Source organism: Klebsiella sp. 141251 (assembly GCF_050600725.1).
Lineage (GTDB): Bacteria > Pseudomonadota > Gammaproteobacteria > Enterobacterales > Enterobacteriaceae > Klebsiella > Klebsiella aerogenes.
Window position 1 is genome coordinate 231,832 of record NZ_JAQIRG010000001.1, and the last position, 14,323, is coordinate 246,154.

Annotated in this window: 15 protein-coding genes and 1 other RNA gene; 11 read left to right on the forward strand and 5 right to left on the reverse strand. The window is 56.6% G+C overall.

The genetic code is table 11. From position 1 onward, the window contains the following. The first annotated feature begins 13 nt into the window (after nt 1-13). The 4 genes from PGR09_RS01110 to amtB all read left to right on the forward strand — a co-directional run bounded on the left by PGR09_RS01110 (nt 14) and on the right by amtB (nt 5,456). Complete coding sequence (locus tag PGR09_RS01110; protein ID WP_289577443.1) at nt 14-1,783, forward strand: SmdA family multidrug ABC transporter permease/ATP-binding protein; 1,770 nt, start codon at nt 14-16, stop codon at nt 1,781-1,783. Continuing rightward, entirely contained in the window at nt 1,776-3,554 is a 1,779-nt protein-coding gene (locus tag PGR09_RS01115) for a SmdB family multidrug efflux ABC transporter permease/ATP-binding protein (RefSeq protein ID WP_045393576.1), read from the forward strand. Before PGR09_RS01110 ends, PGR09_RS01115 begins: the two co-directional genes overlap by 8 nt. 241 nt (nt 3,555-3,795) lie before the next feature. Further along, nucleotides 3,796-4,134 (forward strand): P-II family nitrogen regulator, encoded by a 339-nt coding sequence (gene glnK, locus PGR09_RS01120; protein WP_015367937.1) that lies wholly within the window; start codon nt 3,796-3,798, stop codon nt 4,132-4,134. Between the two features lie 32 nt (nt 4,135-4,166). Next, complete coding sequence (gene amtB / locus PGR09_RS01125) at nt 4,167-5,456, forward strand: ammonium transporter AmtB (RefSeq protein ID WP_045393574.1); 1,290 nt, start codon at nt 4,167-4,169, stop codon at nt 5,454-5,456. Nucleotides 5,457-5,521: 65 nt separating this feature from the next. Here the strand turns inward: amtB and PGR09_RS01130 are convergent, their stop codons facing one another. Next, entirely contained in the window at nt 5,522-7,009 is a 1,488-nt protein-coding gene (locus tag PGR09_RS01130) for a UbiD family decarboxylase (RefSeq protein ID WP_045393572.1), read from the reverse strand. Between the two features lie 119 nt (nt 7,010-7,128). Here PGR09_RS01130 and PGR09_RS01135 point away from each other — a divergent pair, with 119 nt between their 5' ends. Further along, nucleotides 7,129-8,019 (forward strand): LysR substrate-binding domain-containing protein, encoded by an 891-nt coding sequence (locus tag PGR09_RS01135; RefSeq protein WP_047078645.1) that lies wholly within the window; start codon nt 7,129-7,131, stop codon nt 8,017-8,019. A gap of 33 nt (nt 8,020-8,052) precedes the next feature. Here the strand turns inward: PGR09_RS01135 and tesB are convergent, their stop codons facing one another. After that, complete coding sequence (tesB, locus tag PGR09_RS01140) at nt 8,053-8,916, reverse strand: acyl-CoA thioesterase II (RefSeq protein WP_047047036.1); 864 nt, start codon at nt 8,914-8,916, stop codon at nt 8,053-8,055. Nucleotides 8,917-9,136: 220 nt separating this feature from the next. On the opposite strand from tesB, the gene PGR09_RS01145 reads away from it, so the two are divergent. Continuing rightward, nucleotides 9,137-9,649 (forward strand): YbaY family lipoprotein, encoded by a 513-nt coding sequence (locus tag PGR09_RS01145; RefSeq protein WP_047047039.1) that lies wholly within the window; start codon nt 9,137-9,139, stop codon nt 9,647-9,649. 38 nt (nt 9,650-9,687) lie between these two features. Here PGR09_RS01145 and PGR09_RS01150 read toward each other — a convergent pair whose 3' ends face one another. Together PGR09_RS01150 and PGR09_RS01155 are read right to left on the reverse strand one after the other, a co-directional pair. Beyond that, a complete protein-coding gene (locus tag PGR09_RS01150; protein ID WP_015367931.1) occupies nt 9,688-10,002 on the reverse strand; it encodes an MGMT family protein in 315 nt (104 codons plus the stop codon). A gap of 60 nt (nt 10,003-10,062) precedes the next feature. Further along, the gene (locus PGR09_RS01155) at nt 10,063-10,461 is read right to left on the reverse strand and encodes a dTDP-glucose pyrophosphorylase (protein WP_315709540.1); all 399 of its coding nucleotides are present in this window, start codon (nt 10,459-10,461) and stop codon (nt 10,063-10,065) included. A 254-nt stretch (nt 10,462-10,715) separates the two neighbouring features. On the opposite strand from PGR09_RS01155, the gene ffs reads away from it, so the two are divergent. From ffs to PGR09_RS01170, 3 genes are all read left to right on the forward strand, one after another. Continuing rightward, an RNA gene (ffs, locus tag PGR09_RS01160) (signal recognition particle sRNA small type) lies at nt 10,716-10,812 on the forward strand. A 313-nt stretch (nt 10,813-11,125) separates the two neighbouring features. Then, entirely contained in the window at nt 11,126-11,383 is a 258-nt protein-coding gene (locus PGR09_RS01165) for a hypothetical protein (protein WP_410794423.1), read from the forward strand. Further along, the gene (locus tag PGR09_RS01170; protein ID WP_015367928.1) at nt 11,380-11,595 is read left to right on the forward strand and encodes a hypothetical protein; all 216 of its coding nucleotides are present in this window, start codon (nt 11,380-11,382) and stop codon (nt 11,593-11,595) included. The genes PGR09_RS01165 and PGR09_RS01170 overlap by 4 nt, the downstream gene beginning before the upstream one ends. Nucleotides 11,596-11,727: 132 nt before the next feature. Here the strand turns inward: PGR09_RS01170 and PGR09_RS01175 are convergent, their stop codons facing one another. After that, on the reverse strand, nt 11,728-13,155 hold the full coding sequence (locus PGR09_RS01175) for a PLP-dependent aminotransferase family protein (protein ID WP_315709544.1): 1,428 nt from the start codon (nt 13,153-13,155) through the stop codon (nt 11,728-11,730). Nucleotides 13,156-13,242: 87 nt separating this feature from the next. Between PGR09_RS01175 and PGR09_RS01180 the strand changes: the two genes are divergently transcribed. Both PGR09_RS01180 and PGR09_RS01185 read left to right on the forward strand, forming a co-directional pair. Next, the gene (locus tag PGR09_RS01180; protein WP_045393554.1) at nt 13,243-13,857 is read left to right on the forward strand and encodes a YczE/YyaS/YitT family protein; all 615 of its coding nucleotides are present in this window, start codon (nt 13,243-13,245) and stop codon (nt 13,855-13,857) included. A gap of 88 nt (nt 13,858-13,945) precedes the next feature. Next, nucleotides 13,946-14,299, forward strand: a complete 354-nt coding sequence (locus PGR09_RS01185; protein WP_315709546.1) for a DUF1428 domain-containing protein — start codon at nt 13,946-13,948, stop codon at nt 14,297-14,299. Nucleotides 14,300-14,323: the final 24 nt, after the last annotated feature.

Genomic DNA, 14,323 nt, shown 5'->3' on the forward strand with positions numbered 1-14,323 from the left:
AGGATTTTACCGTTTGCGATTATTTGCTCAACTTAGCTGGTACTTTCGCCGGGAGTGGCGCCGCTATCTCGGCGCCGTCGCTCTGCTTGCCGTTATTGCCGTACTCCAGCTAATCCCGCCGAAAGTAGTGGGGATTGTGGTCGACGGCGTGACTAAAGAACATTACACCGCAGAGCAGGTGTGGATGTGGATCGGCGCGCTGGTCGTTATCGCGGTGATGATTTATCTGCTGCGCTATGTCTGGCGCGTGCTGCTATTCGGCGCCTCTTATCAACTGGCCGTTGAACTGCGTGAAGACTTCTACCGTCAGCTCAGCCGCCAGCATCCGGCCTTCTATCTGCGTCACCGTACCGGCGATCTTATTGCCCGCGCGACCAACGATGTTGACCGCGTCGTCTTCGCCGCCGGCGAGGGGGTCCTGACGCTGGTGGACTCACTGGTGATGGGTTGTGCGGTACTGATTGTGATGTCGACGCAAATCAGCTGGCAGCTAACGCTACTGGCGCTGGTGCCGATGCCGTTTATGGCGCTGGCTATCAAGCGTAATGGCGATGCCCTGCATGAGCGCTTTCGTGTGGCACAGGCGGCTTTTTCCAGCCTTAACGATCGTACGCAGGAAAGCCTGACCAGCATACGTATGATTAAAGCGTTCGGCCTTGAGGATCGTCAGTCGGCGCAGTTTGCCGCCGATGCGGCGGATACCGGGGCGAAGAACATGCGGGTCGCGCGTATTGATGCCCGCTTCGACCCGACAATTTATATTGCCATTGGCGCGGCCAACCTGCTGGCAATCGGCGGCGGCAGTTGGCTGGTGTTGCAGGGCGAGCTGACCCTTGGCCAGTTAACCAGTTTTGTCATGTACCTTGGCCTGATGATTTGGCCAATGCTGGCGCTGGCGTGGATGTTTAATATCGTTGAGCGCGGTAGCGCCGCCTACGGACGTATTCGTTCGATGCTGGAAGAAGCGCCGGTGGTCAACGATGGCACCGAAACGGTGCCGGAGGGGCGCGGTTCGCTTAACGTGGCGGTACGTGAATTTATCTATCCGCAGGCGGCGAAACCGTCGCTGGAGAAGGTTAACTTCACTCTGCGGCCGGGGCAGATGCTCGGTATCTGCGGTCCGACGGGAGCCGGGAAAAGCACCATTCTTTCCCTTATCCAGCGCCATTTTGATGTCACCGAGGGGGATATCCGTTTCCATGATATTCCGCTGACCCGCCTGCAGCTTGATAGCTGGCGAGGGCGACTGGCGGTGGTCAATCAAACCCCATTCCTGTTCTCCGATACCGTAGCGAATAACATTGCGTTGGGTAAACCGGACGCGAGCCGGGAGCAAATCGAGCGCGTCGCGCGGCTGGCCAGCGTGCATGATGATATTCTGCGCCTGCCGCAGGGCTATGAAACGGAAGTCGGCGAGCGCGGGGTAATGCTCTCTGGCGGTCAGAAACAACGTATTTCCATTGCCCGCGCGCTGCTGCTGGAGGCGGAAATCCTGATCCTCGATGACGCGCTGTCGGCGGTTGATGGACGGACGGAGCATGATATTTTGCATAACCTGCGCCAGTGGGGGGAGGGGCGGACGGTGATCATCAGCGCCCATCGCCTCTCAGCATTAACCGAAGCCAGTGAAATTTTGGTTTTGCAACACGGCCATATCGCGCAGCGCGGCCGCCACGAGCAGCTTGTCGTCCAGACGGGATGGTATCGCGATATGTATCGCTATCAGCAACTGGAAGCGGCGCTTGACGATGCGCCGCAGGATGAGGAGGCGGTTGATGCGTAATTTCGCTCATCTCTGGCCGACCCTTAAACGTCTGCTGGCCTACGGTTCGCCGTGGCGTAAGCCGCTTATCATTGCGGTCATCATGATGTGGATAGCGGCGGCTGCGGAAGTCAGCGGCCCGCTGCTGATAAGCTATTTCATTGATAACATGGTGGCGAAACAATCGCTGCCGGTGAAGCTGGTCAGCGGCCTGGCGGCGGCCTATATCTGTCTGCAGATCCTTGCCGCTACGCTGCACTATAACCAGGCGCTGCTGTTTAACCGGGCGGCGGTCGGCGTGGTGCAGCAGTTGCGCAGCGATGTGATGGACGCCGCGCTGCGCCAACCGCTCAGCGAGTTTGATACACAACCGGTCGGTCAACTGATTTCGCGCGTTACCAACGACACCGAAGTGATTCGCGACCTGTACGTGACGGTTGTGGCGACAGTGCTGCGCAGCGCGGCGCTGATTGGTGCGATGCTAGTGGCGATGTTTAGTCTCGACTGGCGAATGGCGCTGGTGGCGGTGGCTATCTTCCCGGCGGTGCTGATCGTGATGGCTATCTATCAGCGTTACAGTACGCCGATCGTGCGTCGCATGCGCGCCTGGCTTGCCGATATCAATGATGGCTTCAACGAAGTCATCAACGGGATGGGCGTTATTCAGCAGTTTCGCCAGCAGGCGCGATTCGGCGAGCGGATGCGTGAAGCCAGCTACGGTCACTATCTGGCGCGCATGCAGACGCTGCGTCTGGATGGTTTTCTGCTGCGCCCGCTGTTAAGCCTGTTTTCATCGCTGATCCTCTGCGGCCTGCTGATGCTGTTTGGTTTTAGCGCTTCCGGAAGTATCGAAGTCGGGGTGTTATACGCCTTCATTAGCTACCTCGGACGCCTGAACGAACCGCTGATCGAACTTACCACCCAGCAGTCGATGCTGCAGCAGGCGGTAGTGGCGGGCGAGCGCGTGTTTGAACTGATGGACCGTCCGCGCCAGAGCTGGGGTAGCGATAGCGCGCCGTTACGCAGCGGCGCGGTGGCGATTGATAACGTCTCTTTCGCCTATCGCGACGACCGGCTGGTGCTGCAGGATATCAATCTGGATATTCCTTCGCGCGGTTTTGTGGCGCTGGTTGGCCATACCGGTAGCGGCAAGAGCACGCTGGCCAGCCTGATGATGGGCTACTACCCGTTGACTAAAGGCGAAATTCGCCTCGATGGCCGCCCGCTGTCGTCGTTAAGCCACAGCGCTTTACGTCGGGGCGTCGCGATGGTGCAACAGGATCCGGTGGTATTAGCCGATACCTTCTATGCCAACGTGACGCTGGGGCGTGATATCAGCGAGCAGCAGGTCTGGGAAGCGCTGGAGGCGGTGCAGCTCGCTGACCTTGCCCGTGAAATGAGCGACGGGATTTATACCCAACTGGGCGAGCAGGGCAACAACCTGTCGGTGGGCCAGAAACAGCTGCTGGCGCTGGCTCGCGTGCTGGTCGAAACGCCACAGGTGCTGATCCTCGATGAAGCGACAGCGAATATCGACTCCGGTACCGAGCAGGCTATCCAGCAGGCGCTGGCGAAAGTGCGCGAGCACACCACGCTGGTCGTCATCGCCCACCGTCTGTCGACTATCGTCGAGGCTGATACGATCCTGGTGTTGCACCGTGGCCAGGCCGTCGAGCGCGGAAACCATCAGCAATTGCTGGCGGCGAAGGGCCGCTACTGGCAGATGTACCAGCTACAGCTGGCTGGCGAAGAGTTAGCCGCCAGCGTTGAGGAGGAGTCGCTGAGCGCCTGATGCACCATCAGCAGGCATTGGTGCAGGGGTGACATGAAGTGGTGCAACTTGCTCACTAAGGGCGCACCGTATTGGTGCATTTTTGCGCATTAGCGGTCATTTGCCGTCTCGCCAGTAACATCCTCGCGTTTTTTTCTCCGTAAACGGGCCGATTCACGGCCCGTTTTCATTTTTGGCATATCCCTTGCTTTATCTCCTGTGTTAGCAGCGGCCACTATCAAATACTGACTGGAGGGGATTTATGAAGCTGGTTACCGTGGTAATCAAACCATTCAAACTGGAAGACGTTCGCGAAGCGTTGTCCTCCATCGGCATTCAGGGCCTGACGGTCACGGAAGTGAAAGGCTTCGGCCGCCAGAAAGGCCATGCTGAGCTCTATCGCGGCGCCGAATACAGCGTCAATTTCCTGCCAAAAGTAAAAATTGATATTGCGATTGCCGACGATCAGCTGGACGAGGTTGTCGAGGTGATAGGCAAGGCCGCCTGGACCGGAAAAATTGGCGACGGCAAAATTTTTGTCGCCGAACTGCAGCGCGTGATTCGTATTCGTACCGGCGAATCCGACGAAGCGGCACTGTAATTGCCTGACCACACAGCGATGGGGATGAAGAGATGATGAGAACGACGATGAAAACGGCTCTGGGAGCGCTGGCGCTGCTTCCGGGACTGGCGCTGGCGGCCGAACCGGCGGTGGCGGATAAAGCCGACAACGCTTTTATGATGATTTGCACCGCGCTGGTGCTGTTTATGACAATCCCCGGCATTGCGTTGTTCTACGGCGGCCTGATTCGCGGTAAAAACGTGCTCTCAATGCTGACTCAGGTCATTGTGACTTTTGGCCTGGTTTGCGTGCTGTGGGTTATCTATGGCTATACGCTTGCCTTCGGAAGCGGCGGTAGCTTCTTTGGCAGCTTCGACTGGGTCATGCTGAAAAATATTGAACTGAAAGCGTTAATGGGGTCGTTCTATCAGTATATCCATGTCGCTTTCCAGGGCTCTTTCGCCTGTATCACCGTGGGCCTGATCGTCGGCGCGCTGGCGGAACGTATTCGTTTCTCCGCGGTACTGATTTTTGTGGTGGTTTGGCTCACGCTCTCCTACGTGCCGATTGCGCATATGGTGTGGGGCGGCGGCCTGCTGGCGACCCATGGTGCGCTGGACTTCGCCGGCGGTACCGTCGTACACATCAACGCCGCGGTGGCGGGGCTGGTGGGCGCGTATATGATGGGCAAACGCGTGGGCTTTGGCAAAGAAGCGTTTAAACCGCATAACCTGCCGATGGTCTTTACCGGTACGGCGATTCTGTATGTTGGCTGGTTCGGCTTTAACGCCGGTTCCGCCAGCGCGGCCAACGAAATTGCCGCGCTGGCCTTCGTGAATACCGTCGTGGCGACCGCTGGCGCGATTCTGGCCTGGACCTTCGGCGAATGGGCCACTCGCGGTAAACCGTCGCTGCTGGGTGCCTGCTCCGGCGCGATTGCCGGCCTGGTCGGCATTACTCCGGCGTGCGGCTACGTTGGCGTTGGCGGCTCGCTGATTATTGGTATCATCGCCGGCCTGGCCGGGCTGTGGGGCGTCACGGTGTTGAAACGCTGGCTGCGCGTCGATGACCCATGCGATGTGTTTGGCGTTCACGGCGTGTGCGGCATCATCGGTTGTATCCTGACCGGCATCTTCGCCTCTACCACCCTTGGCGGGGTCGGCTATGCGGAAGGCGTAACGATGGGGCATCAGTTGCTGGTACAGCTGGAAAGTATCGGCATTACCGTGGTGTGGTCCGCCGTCGTCGCGTATATCGGCTTCAAAGTGGCGGCGATGACCGTCGGCCTGCGCGTGCCGGAAGAGCAGGAGCGCGAAGGACTGGACGTCAACAGCCACGGCGAAAACGCCTACAACGCCTGATAAAGCGAGCACTCTCCATAAGCGTCAAAGCCTCCCGTCCGGGAGGCTTTTTCTTTGCGTGAAATTTATTTCTTACTGAAGCCAGGGATAAAGCGGTCAACATCCACTTCCATAAATTGGCTGCGCTGGAAGTGGGCTTTCATATTCCACGGAACGGTGCAGTCGAAAATGGTTTTGCAGGCAATACCGCTATCGCGAATCGATGGGCTGAAGGCCGGGTCGGATGATGGATCCAACGGATGGCAACGTACGCCGGGAATAAACACGGTGCTGACATCGCCCTGATAGCGGGTGGTCATCGCCCACATGACGTCGTTGATGTCGAATACATCGACGTCCTCATCGACCAGCATCACGTGCTTCAGCTCAGAGAAGGCGGAAAAGGCCAGTAGCGCCGCCTGGCGCTGACGGCCCTCATCGCTGGGGGTGCGTTTCTTTACCTGCAGCACGGCGAGATATTTACCCGTCCCCGGAGAGGGACAGTGGACGTTTTGTACGAAGCCTGGAAGCGCGCGCTCTACCATTTGCAGAATGCTGGCTTCGGTCGGGATCCCGGCCAGATTGGTATGCTCATCGCTCGGCCCGATACAGGTTTGCAGAATCGGGTGGCGGCGGTGGGTAATCGCTTTAACTTTTATCACCGGCACTTCCGCCTGAGCGCTACCGGTGTAGCCGGGGAACTCCGGCATGGCTTTGCCGCTGTTGGTATTCTGGTCTTCGCGTACCCGCACGCCAGGCAGCAGTTCACCTTCAATAACGATTTCGGCATTAGCGATGGCGCGGGCGTTGACGCTCACGCATTCGCTGAGCTCGACCGCCTGATTACGCAGAGCGCCGGCGATAGAGAGTTCGTCAAACCCGAGAGGAGTGGTCGGTGGTTCAAAGCAGGCGCCAATTTCAATCGCCGGATCCACGCCGATGCTAATCGAGATGGGCAACGCTTTCCCGGCGGCCTCGGCTTTTTGCCTGAAGGTGTCGAGATGACGACCCGGTACGAAATACATTGAGATTTCGTCTTTGCTCTGTACGCACAGGCGGTGGATGGTGACGTCATGGTCGCCGGTTTCCGGATCCGCGGCATAGCACATACCGAGGGTAAAGTAGGGGCCGGCGTCTTCCGGGGTGTTAGTCGGCGCGGGTAATATTTTGAGAATATCGAAATCAGGATCGCTTGCCAGATGCACCACTTCCTGGCAGGCCGCTCGTTCACGCGGGATAGTGATTGGCGCGATAGGATTCGCTACGGAGTCTTTGAGCATAAACGCCAGATTTTCCGGCGTGGTGCCAAACAGGCGCGCAACGCGCTGCCGCGAACACAGCAGGCCAATGAGCACCCTGACATCATCATAGCCTTTGACCTTGTTAAAGATCATCGCCGGGCCAACGCGGGTCGGGCGCTGAACGGTGCCGTGGGCGCCGACGTAGCGATATACGCCGGAGAGTTCGGCAATGGGGTCGACGGGTTCGTCGGTGTAGATCAGTTCATTATCGTACTGGCTTAATAGTGCCAAAGCAGAACGCAGATCGGTTACTTTTACATGTTGTTCAGACATTGTGCTTCCTTCAGTTTTCTGGCAATGGCTATTAATTCTCACCAGATACCGATAAGAGTCCAATCACATTTCCCCTTATTTTAATAAGATATTATTATCAGTGTTTTCGGGAGGGCGTGATGGATTATCGACAACTACAGGCATTTACGGTTCTGGCGGAAGAGTTGCACTTTGGCCGGGCGGCGCAGCGTCTGCATATCACGCAACCAGCGCTGACCCAGCAGATTAAAAGTTTCGAAAGCGCGCTGGAGCTACCGCTGTTCACTCGCGATCGACGCAACGTCGCCCTGACCGCCGAAGGGCAATTTTTGCTGGCCGAGGCGCGGATGATTCTCGGCCACTGCGATAAATTTCGCGAGAATGCGCGCAGTTTGCGACAGGGGCGTAAAGGGCAGTTGAAAATTGGCTACGTTGGCTCGGCTATTTTTGACCCGGCGCTGAGCGTGTTAATACGAAATTATCGTCAACGCCAACCCGAAGCCGATTTGTTAATTGAAGAGCATAACGTTAACGACCTGATAACCGGTTTATTAAGCGAAACGGTCGACCTGGCGTTTATCCGCTCGCCAGGTGCGCAATATGATGAACTGGAGTCGCTGGATATTGCGACCCGGCCGCTGGTGGCGGTGGTGCCTCGCCATCATGCGCTCGCCAGCAGGCGCGCAATTCCACTCGCGGCGCTGGCGGAAGAGACGTTTTTCATTCAGCAGGATCCCAGCGGCGTCGGATTGGGGTGGTCGGCCATCAGCGCCTGTCGGCAGGCGGGTTTTACACCCCGTAAGATTCAGTACACGCGTGATGTCTCCACGGCGATTGGCCAGGTATCGATGGGGATGGGGGTGACGTTGGTGCCCGAGACGCAAAGCGCCATGCTGGTGTCGGAAGTCAGTTATTGCCTGTTAGAAGAGACCTTTGCCGTAACGACGCTCACGTTATGCTGGCGGCGGCAGAGTCGCAACGGACTGCTGGGGGATTTTATTGCCGATGCGCGCGAATTGCTTGACCGTTAAAGGTAAGCGGGCCCGTTGTGGGCCCGTCGCGAATTAGTTATTGCGGTTACGCATGACGCCTTCCTGCACCGTCGAGGCGACCAGAATACCGTCCTGGGTATAGAATTCGCCGCGAACAAAGCCGCGGGCGCTGGAGGCAGAGGTGCTTTCGACGCTGTACAGCAGCCATTCGTTGATGTTGAACGGGCGGTGGAACCACATTGAGTGGTCAATGGTGGCGACCTGCATACCTGGTTCAAGGAAGCCGACGCCGTGCGGCTGCAGCGCAACCGGCAGGAAATTAAAATCAGATGCATAGCCCAGCAGCGACTGGTGGATACGAATATCATCCGGCACTACGCCGTTGGCGCGGATCCACACCTGGCGGGTGGGTTCGGCAACGTGGCCTTTCAGCGGGTTATGGAACTCTACCGGGCGAATTTCCAGCGGTTTGTCGCTGAGAAACTTCTCTTTCGCCTGCGGCGGCAACAAATGCGCCAGCTTACGGGCGATATCGGTTTCAGAGGGCAGACCTTCCGGCGAAGGCGCTGCCGGCATTGCTTTTTGATGTTCGTAGCCCGGTTCCGGCGCCTGGAACGAGGCGGTCATGTAAAAGATGGGTTTACCGTGCTGGATAGCCGCCACCCGGCGAGCGCTGAAACTGTTGCCGTCTCGTAGTACTTCAACATCATAAACGATAGGTTTCTGGCTATCGCCAGGACGCAGGAAGTAACTATGAAAGGAGTGAATCAGGCGGCCCTCAGGCACGGTTTCTTTGGCGGCATACAGCGCCTGACCGACCACCTGACCGCCGAAGACCTGACGTAAGCCGAGATCTTCGCTCTGCCCGCGAAACAGCCCTTCTTCAATTTTTTCCAGATTTAATAATGCCAGCAGATTGGTTAGAGCCTGACTCATAGATACCCTCAATTAATGATAGCGGCGCTGACGCAGCGCATATTGAGGGCAAGTATAACCTGGAATCTCAAGTGGTCCGATGGGTGTAATAATCTGAATAAATGCCCCTTTCCGGGAATTATTCTGAGATCTGTGCCACACTTATTCACGATACTAATGTCTTAGCCATCGTGATGGCAGGACGTACTCCTGTGACTAAAGGGATGAAAAGGAGAACATAATGAAATTTGCCTATATGTTAAGTGCTATCGCCGTTGCTGCGGCCTTATCCGCCTGTGCGAATAATTCGAACAGCAACGCCGCTCATCAGACGACGGCACCCGATCCTTACGGCATTGCCTCACTGAGCTCCTCGCAGCAACAGCCTAATGTTTCCGGGACTATCAATATTCGCCAACGCGTAGCGTTACCGCCGGATGCGGTACTGACCGTGACGTTGTCTGATGCGTCGCTTGCCGATGCGCCAGCCCGCGTATTGTCGCAAAAAGCGGTCCGCACAGAAGGTAAGCAGGCGCCGTTCAACTTTGTTCTGCCGTATAACCAGGCGGATATCAAACCGAACGCGCGGATCCTGCTGAGTTCGGCGATCACCGTAAATGGCCAGCTGATGTTTATTACCGATACCGTACAGACCGTGATTACCCAGGGCGGTAACCGCGCCGATCTGGTGCTGGTACCGGTGCAGCATGCGCCAGTGCCGGTGGCTAATGATATGGCGCCGATGGCGCAATAAACGTCTTCATGCCCCTGTTCAGGGGCATTTTTTTGCCCTTAATAAACCCAGCGATAGTGTTGCAGGTCGATATGCCCGCTGCCGGAGACCTGGACGCCTTCCGCCAGCAGCGCCTGACGTTGGCGCTGCAGGTCGGGGCCGGTCAGCGAAATATCGCCGTGGCGATTCACCACCCGGTGCCATGGCAGGGTTGAGCCTTCCGGTAGGCGCTTTAACACGCCGCCCACCTGTCGCGCCGCGCGCGGCGAACCCGCCAGCAGAGCGACATCTCCGTAGGTGGTGACATACCCTTCCGGAATTGAGGCGACTATCTGCCAGACCCGCTGGGGAAAGCTGTCGTGGGCGTCCTCCATCATCACTCCTTCACGCGAGAAAAGCTCAGAATAAGCGCTTGACCGCGTGCTGTACAGCCGTCATAGGACGGTGAATTCCAGCGCCAGCCCGAGGATCTGCATACCGTGAATATTGTCATGCGGGCTGGTGGCGATCAGGCTTTCGAGGAATTTTAGCCGTTGCGATTGCGCATTGATAATGAGCTTGCCGCGCAGCGTCGGGTATTTGAGCGATGAGATGGGATAGACCACCCGGCCTTTGACCTCAACGGGCAGCTTACGCAGCTCGACGTGTTGCAACACGCCCACCGTGGAAAAGAGCAGGGCAATGGGGGTCACCGACAGCAGCGGCGCGCTACTGATGCTGACGAAATCCAGCAGCAGCTCGGGGCGTAGAAAATTTATGCCGTGAAAGGGGACGGTTACGCCATCAATGGCGGGCATGGGCAAGGTGGTGGTGGGGCGTGGCGATTGAGTCATGCGATTACCGTAGCGACAACACGTTGAAAAGACACAGGACGAACAAGTATGGCGGGTTGCGGTAAACTGTGCCGCGATGGGGCTCGCAATCTCTCTCATTGCTGGGGCGTTAGGCCGGGTAAAGGCACTATTTGCCGGGAAATCCGACGTTTTGCATAATAAACCAGCAGCTGGACGCGAGTGGCTTGCAATTCAGGAGTGCTATAGGGATAATGCGCCAGCGCGTTGGTTATCAACGCTCTCAATGGGGGCTCTGTTGGTTCTCCCGCAACGCTACTCTGTTTACCAGGTCAGGTCCGGAAGGAAGCAGCCAGAGCAGACGACGTGTGTGCCGGGATGTAGCTGGCAGGGCCCCCACCCAATTCCGGGTACCCTGATTTAATCTCCCTTCATTTGCTGTGCTTTTATTCTCTGCTACTATTATAAGCAATCTCACTTCATTTATTGTTTTACGTTACTAAAACGACGCTTTTTCATTCCTTAATTTTGCATTGTCATAAATGTGAAATAATAATGACATACTAATGTCATCTTCATGTCATATATAATGGGCAAATTATTTCCTGGAATTACCAGGTATTATTAAGGATAAATAATATCTCTGGATCAAGATGTTAACTTCGTGTATTAATTATGATGATTTTATTGCACGGGAAGCGTGATCATGACCACAGTAGTTCTGAATGTGAAAATTGACGCAGAGTTAAAAGATAAACTGCGTCATTATGCGGAAGTCAATAACGAGAATTTAGGCACGGCAACGGAGAAGCTGCTGCAATTGGCGCTGGCGGCCATTGATTCAGCAGACGAGGCGGGGGTTTCGCATGAGGATATTGATAACCAGCATACCGAAGAGGAAGCGTCGCCGTTAACCCATAAAGAAATCAAAGCATTACGAAAACTTCTGAAGAAGAAAAGATGAAACAACAATTCTCTACAGCCAGCAGCTACAGTGAAGCCTGTGACCTGCTGCGTTCCGGGTACGTTAAGCACGTGCGCCTGAACTGGAATATCGGTAGTGATGAGTTTTTTCGCATTGCTTCCGACTGGTGTGAAACCGGCGCAAAAATAAAAAAAGATGACGATGGCTTTATTATTTCGCTAAAAGGTTTTCCAATTCCGCGCCAGCATTAATGAAATGATTACGCGGTTGTCATTTTAATGACATGCGGCGTAGGCAAGATGGCACTGCAATTTTATAAAACATCTCATATTCATCATGGATGGTGGTTTTTGACGGGCTGATTCCAGCCCGTCGATATTTTATTATATTATTTTACGCATTCGCGTCATTTCTTTCTGTTGCGTAAGGGACTGCCACAGCGGTTGTAAAATGCTGAAGGCATTGCGCAATTCCGTATCCGGCAGGGTGAAAGGCAAACGTAAATAACGATCGAAGGCCCCCTCCAGGCCGAAACGCGTACCGGTACCGATATGAATGCCGGCATTCTCCGCACGCACTGAGAACTGTGTCGCTAACATTTCCGGCAGCTCCACCCAAAATGACAGCCCGCCCTCGGGGACGCAAAAGCGCCAGTGGGGAAAATATTCCGCCATTAATGCGGCGCACATATCGCGACGCGCGGCCAGCATCGCACGCCGTTGCGGCAATAACGCCTTTTCGTTTTCCAGTAGCCAACGGCAAGCCAGCTGCTCCAGCAGCGGCGAGCCGAGATCGAGCGTATCCCGCGCCTGGATGAGCGAGGCGATAGTCGACGCGGGCGCGCGGATCCAGCCAACTCGCAGTCCACCCCAGAACGTTTTCCCCGCGGAACCAATAGTGATTATCGGCGCTTCAGGATTGAAAGCCGCCAGCGGCGGCGGCGGCGGGGCGTTGTACCATAAATCCACCATCGTCTCGTCGGCAACCAGCGTCGTTCGGGTGCTGGCGGCCAGATCGGCGACGCGCTGCCGGGTCTCGCTATCCATGCAGCGGCCGGTGGGATTATGAAAATCCGGCATCATAAAGGCCAGCCGCGGCGAGGTTTGCGCAATGGTTGCCGCCAGTCCGTCGCAGTCCCAGCCCTTTTCCGGTAACGCCACGCCTACTGGCCGGCAGGAGGCGCCGCGAATGGCGTTAATTGCCATCGGATAGGAGGGAGCATCAACCACCACCCGGTCGCCTGGCCCGGTTAACAAACGCAGTACCAGGGCAAATCCGCTCAGCGCGCCATTTACGATCATGATTTCATCTGCCTGCGTCGGCAGTGCGCGTTCGCTATAGCGGCGGGCAATCACCGTGCGTAAATCGACTAACCCCTGCTGATCGTACCCGGTATAGGACAAATACTGCGGCATCAGCGTCAGCGCGTGGCTGTAGGCTTGATGAATTTCCGGTCCGGCGCTGAGGGCGGCGGTGGCGAGATTGACCGAAGGCGCCGAAAGCGTCTGTTCACCGGGCAGCAGAGGGCCGGCAGGTAGCGCAATGCGTGAACCACTCCCCTGGCGACTTTGCAGATAGCCTTCTTCTCGCAATAACCCCAGCGCGCTGGCGATAGTGGTGCGGCTAACATTTAGCGCCGTCGCCAGTTCTCGTTCGCCGGGCAAACGGGTCTCCAGCGCCAGCCTTCCATCAAGGATCAATAGACGCAGCGCTTCCGCCAGCTGCCGCCACAGCGGCGCGCGCGAGGAAGGGGCCTGCCAGTTGCCGAGCAGGCGTACCAGCGATTGTGTTCCAAAACGACGTACTGACATAGCGATCCACTTTTCAAAAACTGGCCATTAATTACCAATCCATTTTTGCTGATGATGGGGGAGTTCGCAATACATACTGAGGTGTTTATGGTCCGTCGTTTGCTACAACTTTATATCGGTCTGGTTCTCTATGGCGTGTCGACGGCATTATTCGTCCATGCCAACCTCGGGGCCGACCCGTGGGATGTGTTTCATCTGGGGGTGGCGAAACAGCTTAATATCAGTTTCGGCACGGTGATTATTGTGACCGGCGCCGCGGTGCTGCTGCTGTGGATCCCGCTGCGCCAGATGCCGGGTCTCGGCACCATTAGCAATGTCATCGTGCTGGGCCTTGCGGCCGATGCCACTCTCGCGGTACTTCCGCCGCTGGAATCGCTGCCCGCGCGTAGCCTGCTGCTAGCCGGCGCGGTGGTGATGAATGCGATAGCGACCGGGATGTATATCGGCGCCGGTTTTGGCCCCGGACCGCGCGATGGCCTGATGACCGGATTGCACGCGCGGACCGGCTGGTCGCTGCGTGGTATCCGTACCGCCATCGAAGTCTCGGTGCTGCTAATTGGCTGGCTGCTGGGCGGTAAAGTCGGGGTTGGCACCGTGGTTTACGCCTTTGCTATCGGCCCGCTGATCCAGCTATTTTTGCCCTGGTTCCGTCAACCGCGGCCAGTCAGTGCGGCGGCTAAAAGCCGTGAACTGGCGTCCTGAAATCGCCGTTCGCAATAGCAGCGACTAAACTTATCATTCAGACGCCGACGGATATGCCGCCGGCGCTGTTCACTTCGGAGACTCACTCATGAAGTATGTTGATGGTTTTGTCGTTGCCGTCCCTGCGGAAAATAAGGAGGCATACCGCGAACTGGCAGCAAAATCGGCGCCGTTGTTTAAAGAGTTTGGCGCCACGCGCGTGGTGGAGTGTTGGTCGGATGATGTCCCGGAAGGGAAGATGACGGATTTCCGCATGTCGGTTAAAGCGCAGGCGGATGAGGAAGTGGTATTCAGTTGGATCGAGTACCCGTCTAAAGAGATCAGGGACGCGGCCAATGCGAAAATGATGAGCGACCCGCGGATCAAAGCGCTTAGCGATAGCTTGCCCTTTGACGGCAAGCGCATGATCTTCGGCGGTTTTGCGCCGATTCTTGACGAGTAAATCCGGCGGCGCGACTGGTTGCCA

Coding starts and splice junctions, on each gene's coding strand:
- PGR09_RS01115 (WP_045393576.1), top strand. CDS start 1,776: ATGCGTAATTTCGCTCATCTCTGGCCGACCCTTAAACGTCTGCTGGCC.
- glnK (WP_015367937.1), top strand. CDS start 3,796: ATGAAGCTGGTTACCGTGGTAATCAAACCATTCAAACTGGAAGACGTT.
- amtB (WP_045393574.1), top strand. CDS start 4,167: ATGATGAGAACGACGATGAAAACGGCTCTGGGAGCGCTGGCGCTGCTT.
- PGR09_RS01130 (WP_045393572.1), bottom strand. CDS start 7,009: ATGTCTGAACAACATGTAAAAGTAACCGATCTGCGTTCTGCTTTGGCA.
- PGR09_RS01135 (WP_047078645.1), top strand. CDS start 7,129: ATGGATTATCGACAACTACAGGCATTTACGGTTCTGGCGGAAGAGTTG.
- tesB (WP_047047036.1), bottom strand. CDS start 8,916: ATGAGTCAGGCTCTAACCAATCTGCTGGCATTATTAAATCTGGAAAAA.
- PGR09_RS01145 (WP_047047039.1), top strand. CDS start 9,137: ATGAAATTTGCCTATATGTTAAGTGCTATCGCCGTTGCTGCGGCCTTA.
- PGR09_RS01150 (WP_015367931.1), bottom strand. CDS start 10,002: ATGGAGGACGCCCACGACAGCTTTCCCCAGCGGGTCTGGCAGATAGTC.
- PGR09_RS01155 (WP_315709540.1), bottom strand. CDS start 10,461: ATGACTCAATCGCCACGCCCCACCACCACCTTGCCCATGCCCGCCATT.
- PGR09_RS01165 (WP_410794423.1), top strand. CDS start 11,126: ATGACCACAGTAGTTCTGAATGTGAAAATTGACGCAGAGTTAAAAGAT.
- PGR09_RS01170 (WP_015367928.1), top strand. CDS start 11,380: ATGAAACAACAATTCTCTACAGCCAGCAGCTACAGTGAAGCCTGTGAC.
- PGR09_RS01175 (WP_315709544.1), bottom strand. CDS start 13,155: ATGTCAGTACGTCGTTTTGGAACACAATCGCTGGTACGCCTGCTCGGC.
- PGR09_RS01180 (WP_045393554.1), top strand. CDS start 13,243: ATGGTCCGTCGTTTGCTACAACTTTATATCGGTCTGGTTCTCTATGGC.
- PGR09_RS01185 (WP_315709546.1), top strand. CDS start 13,946: ATGAAGTATGTTGATGGTTTTGTCGTTGCCGTCCCTGCGGAAAATAAG.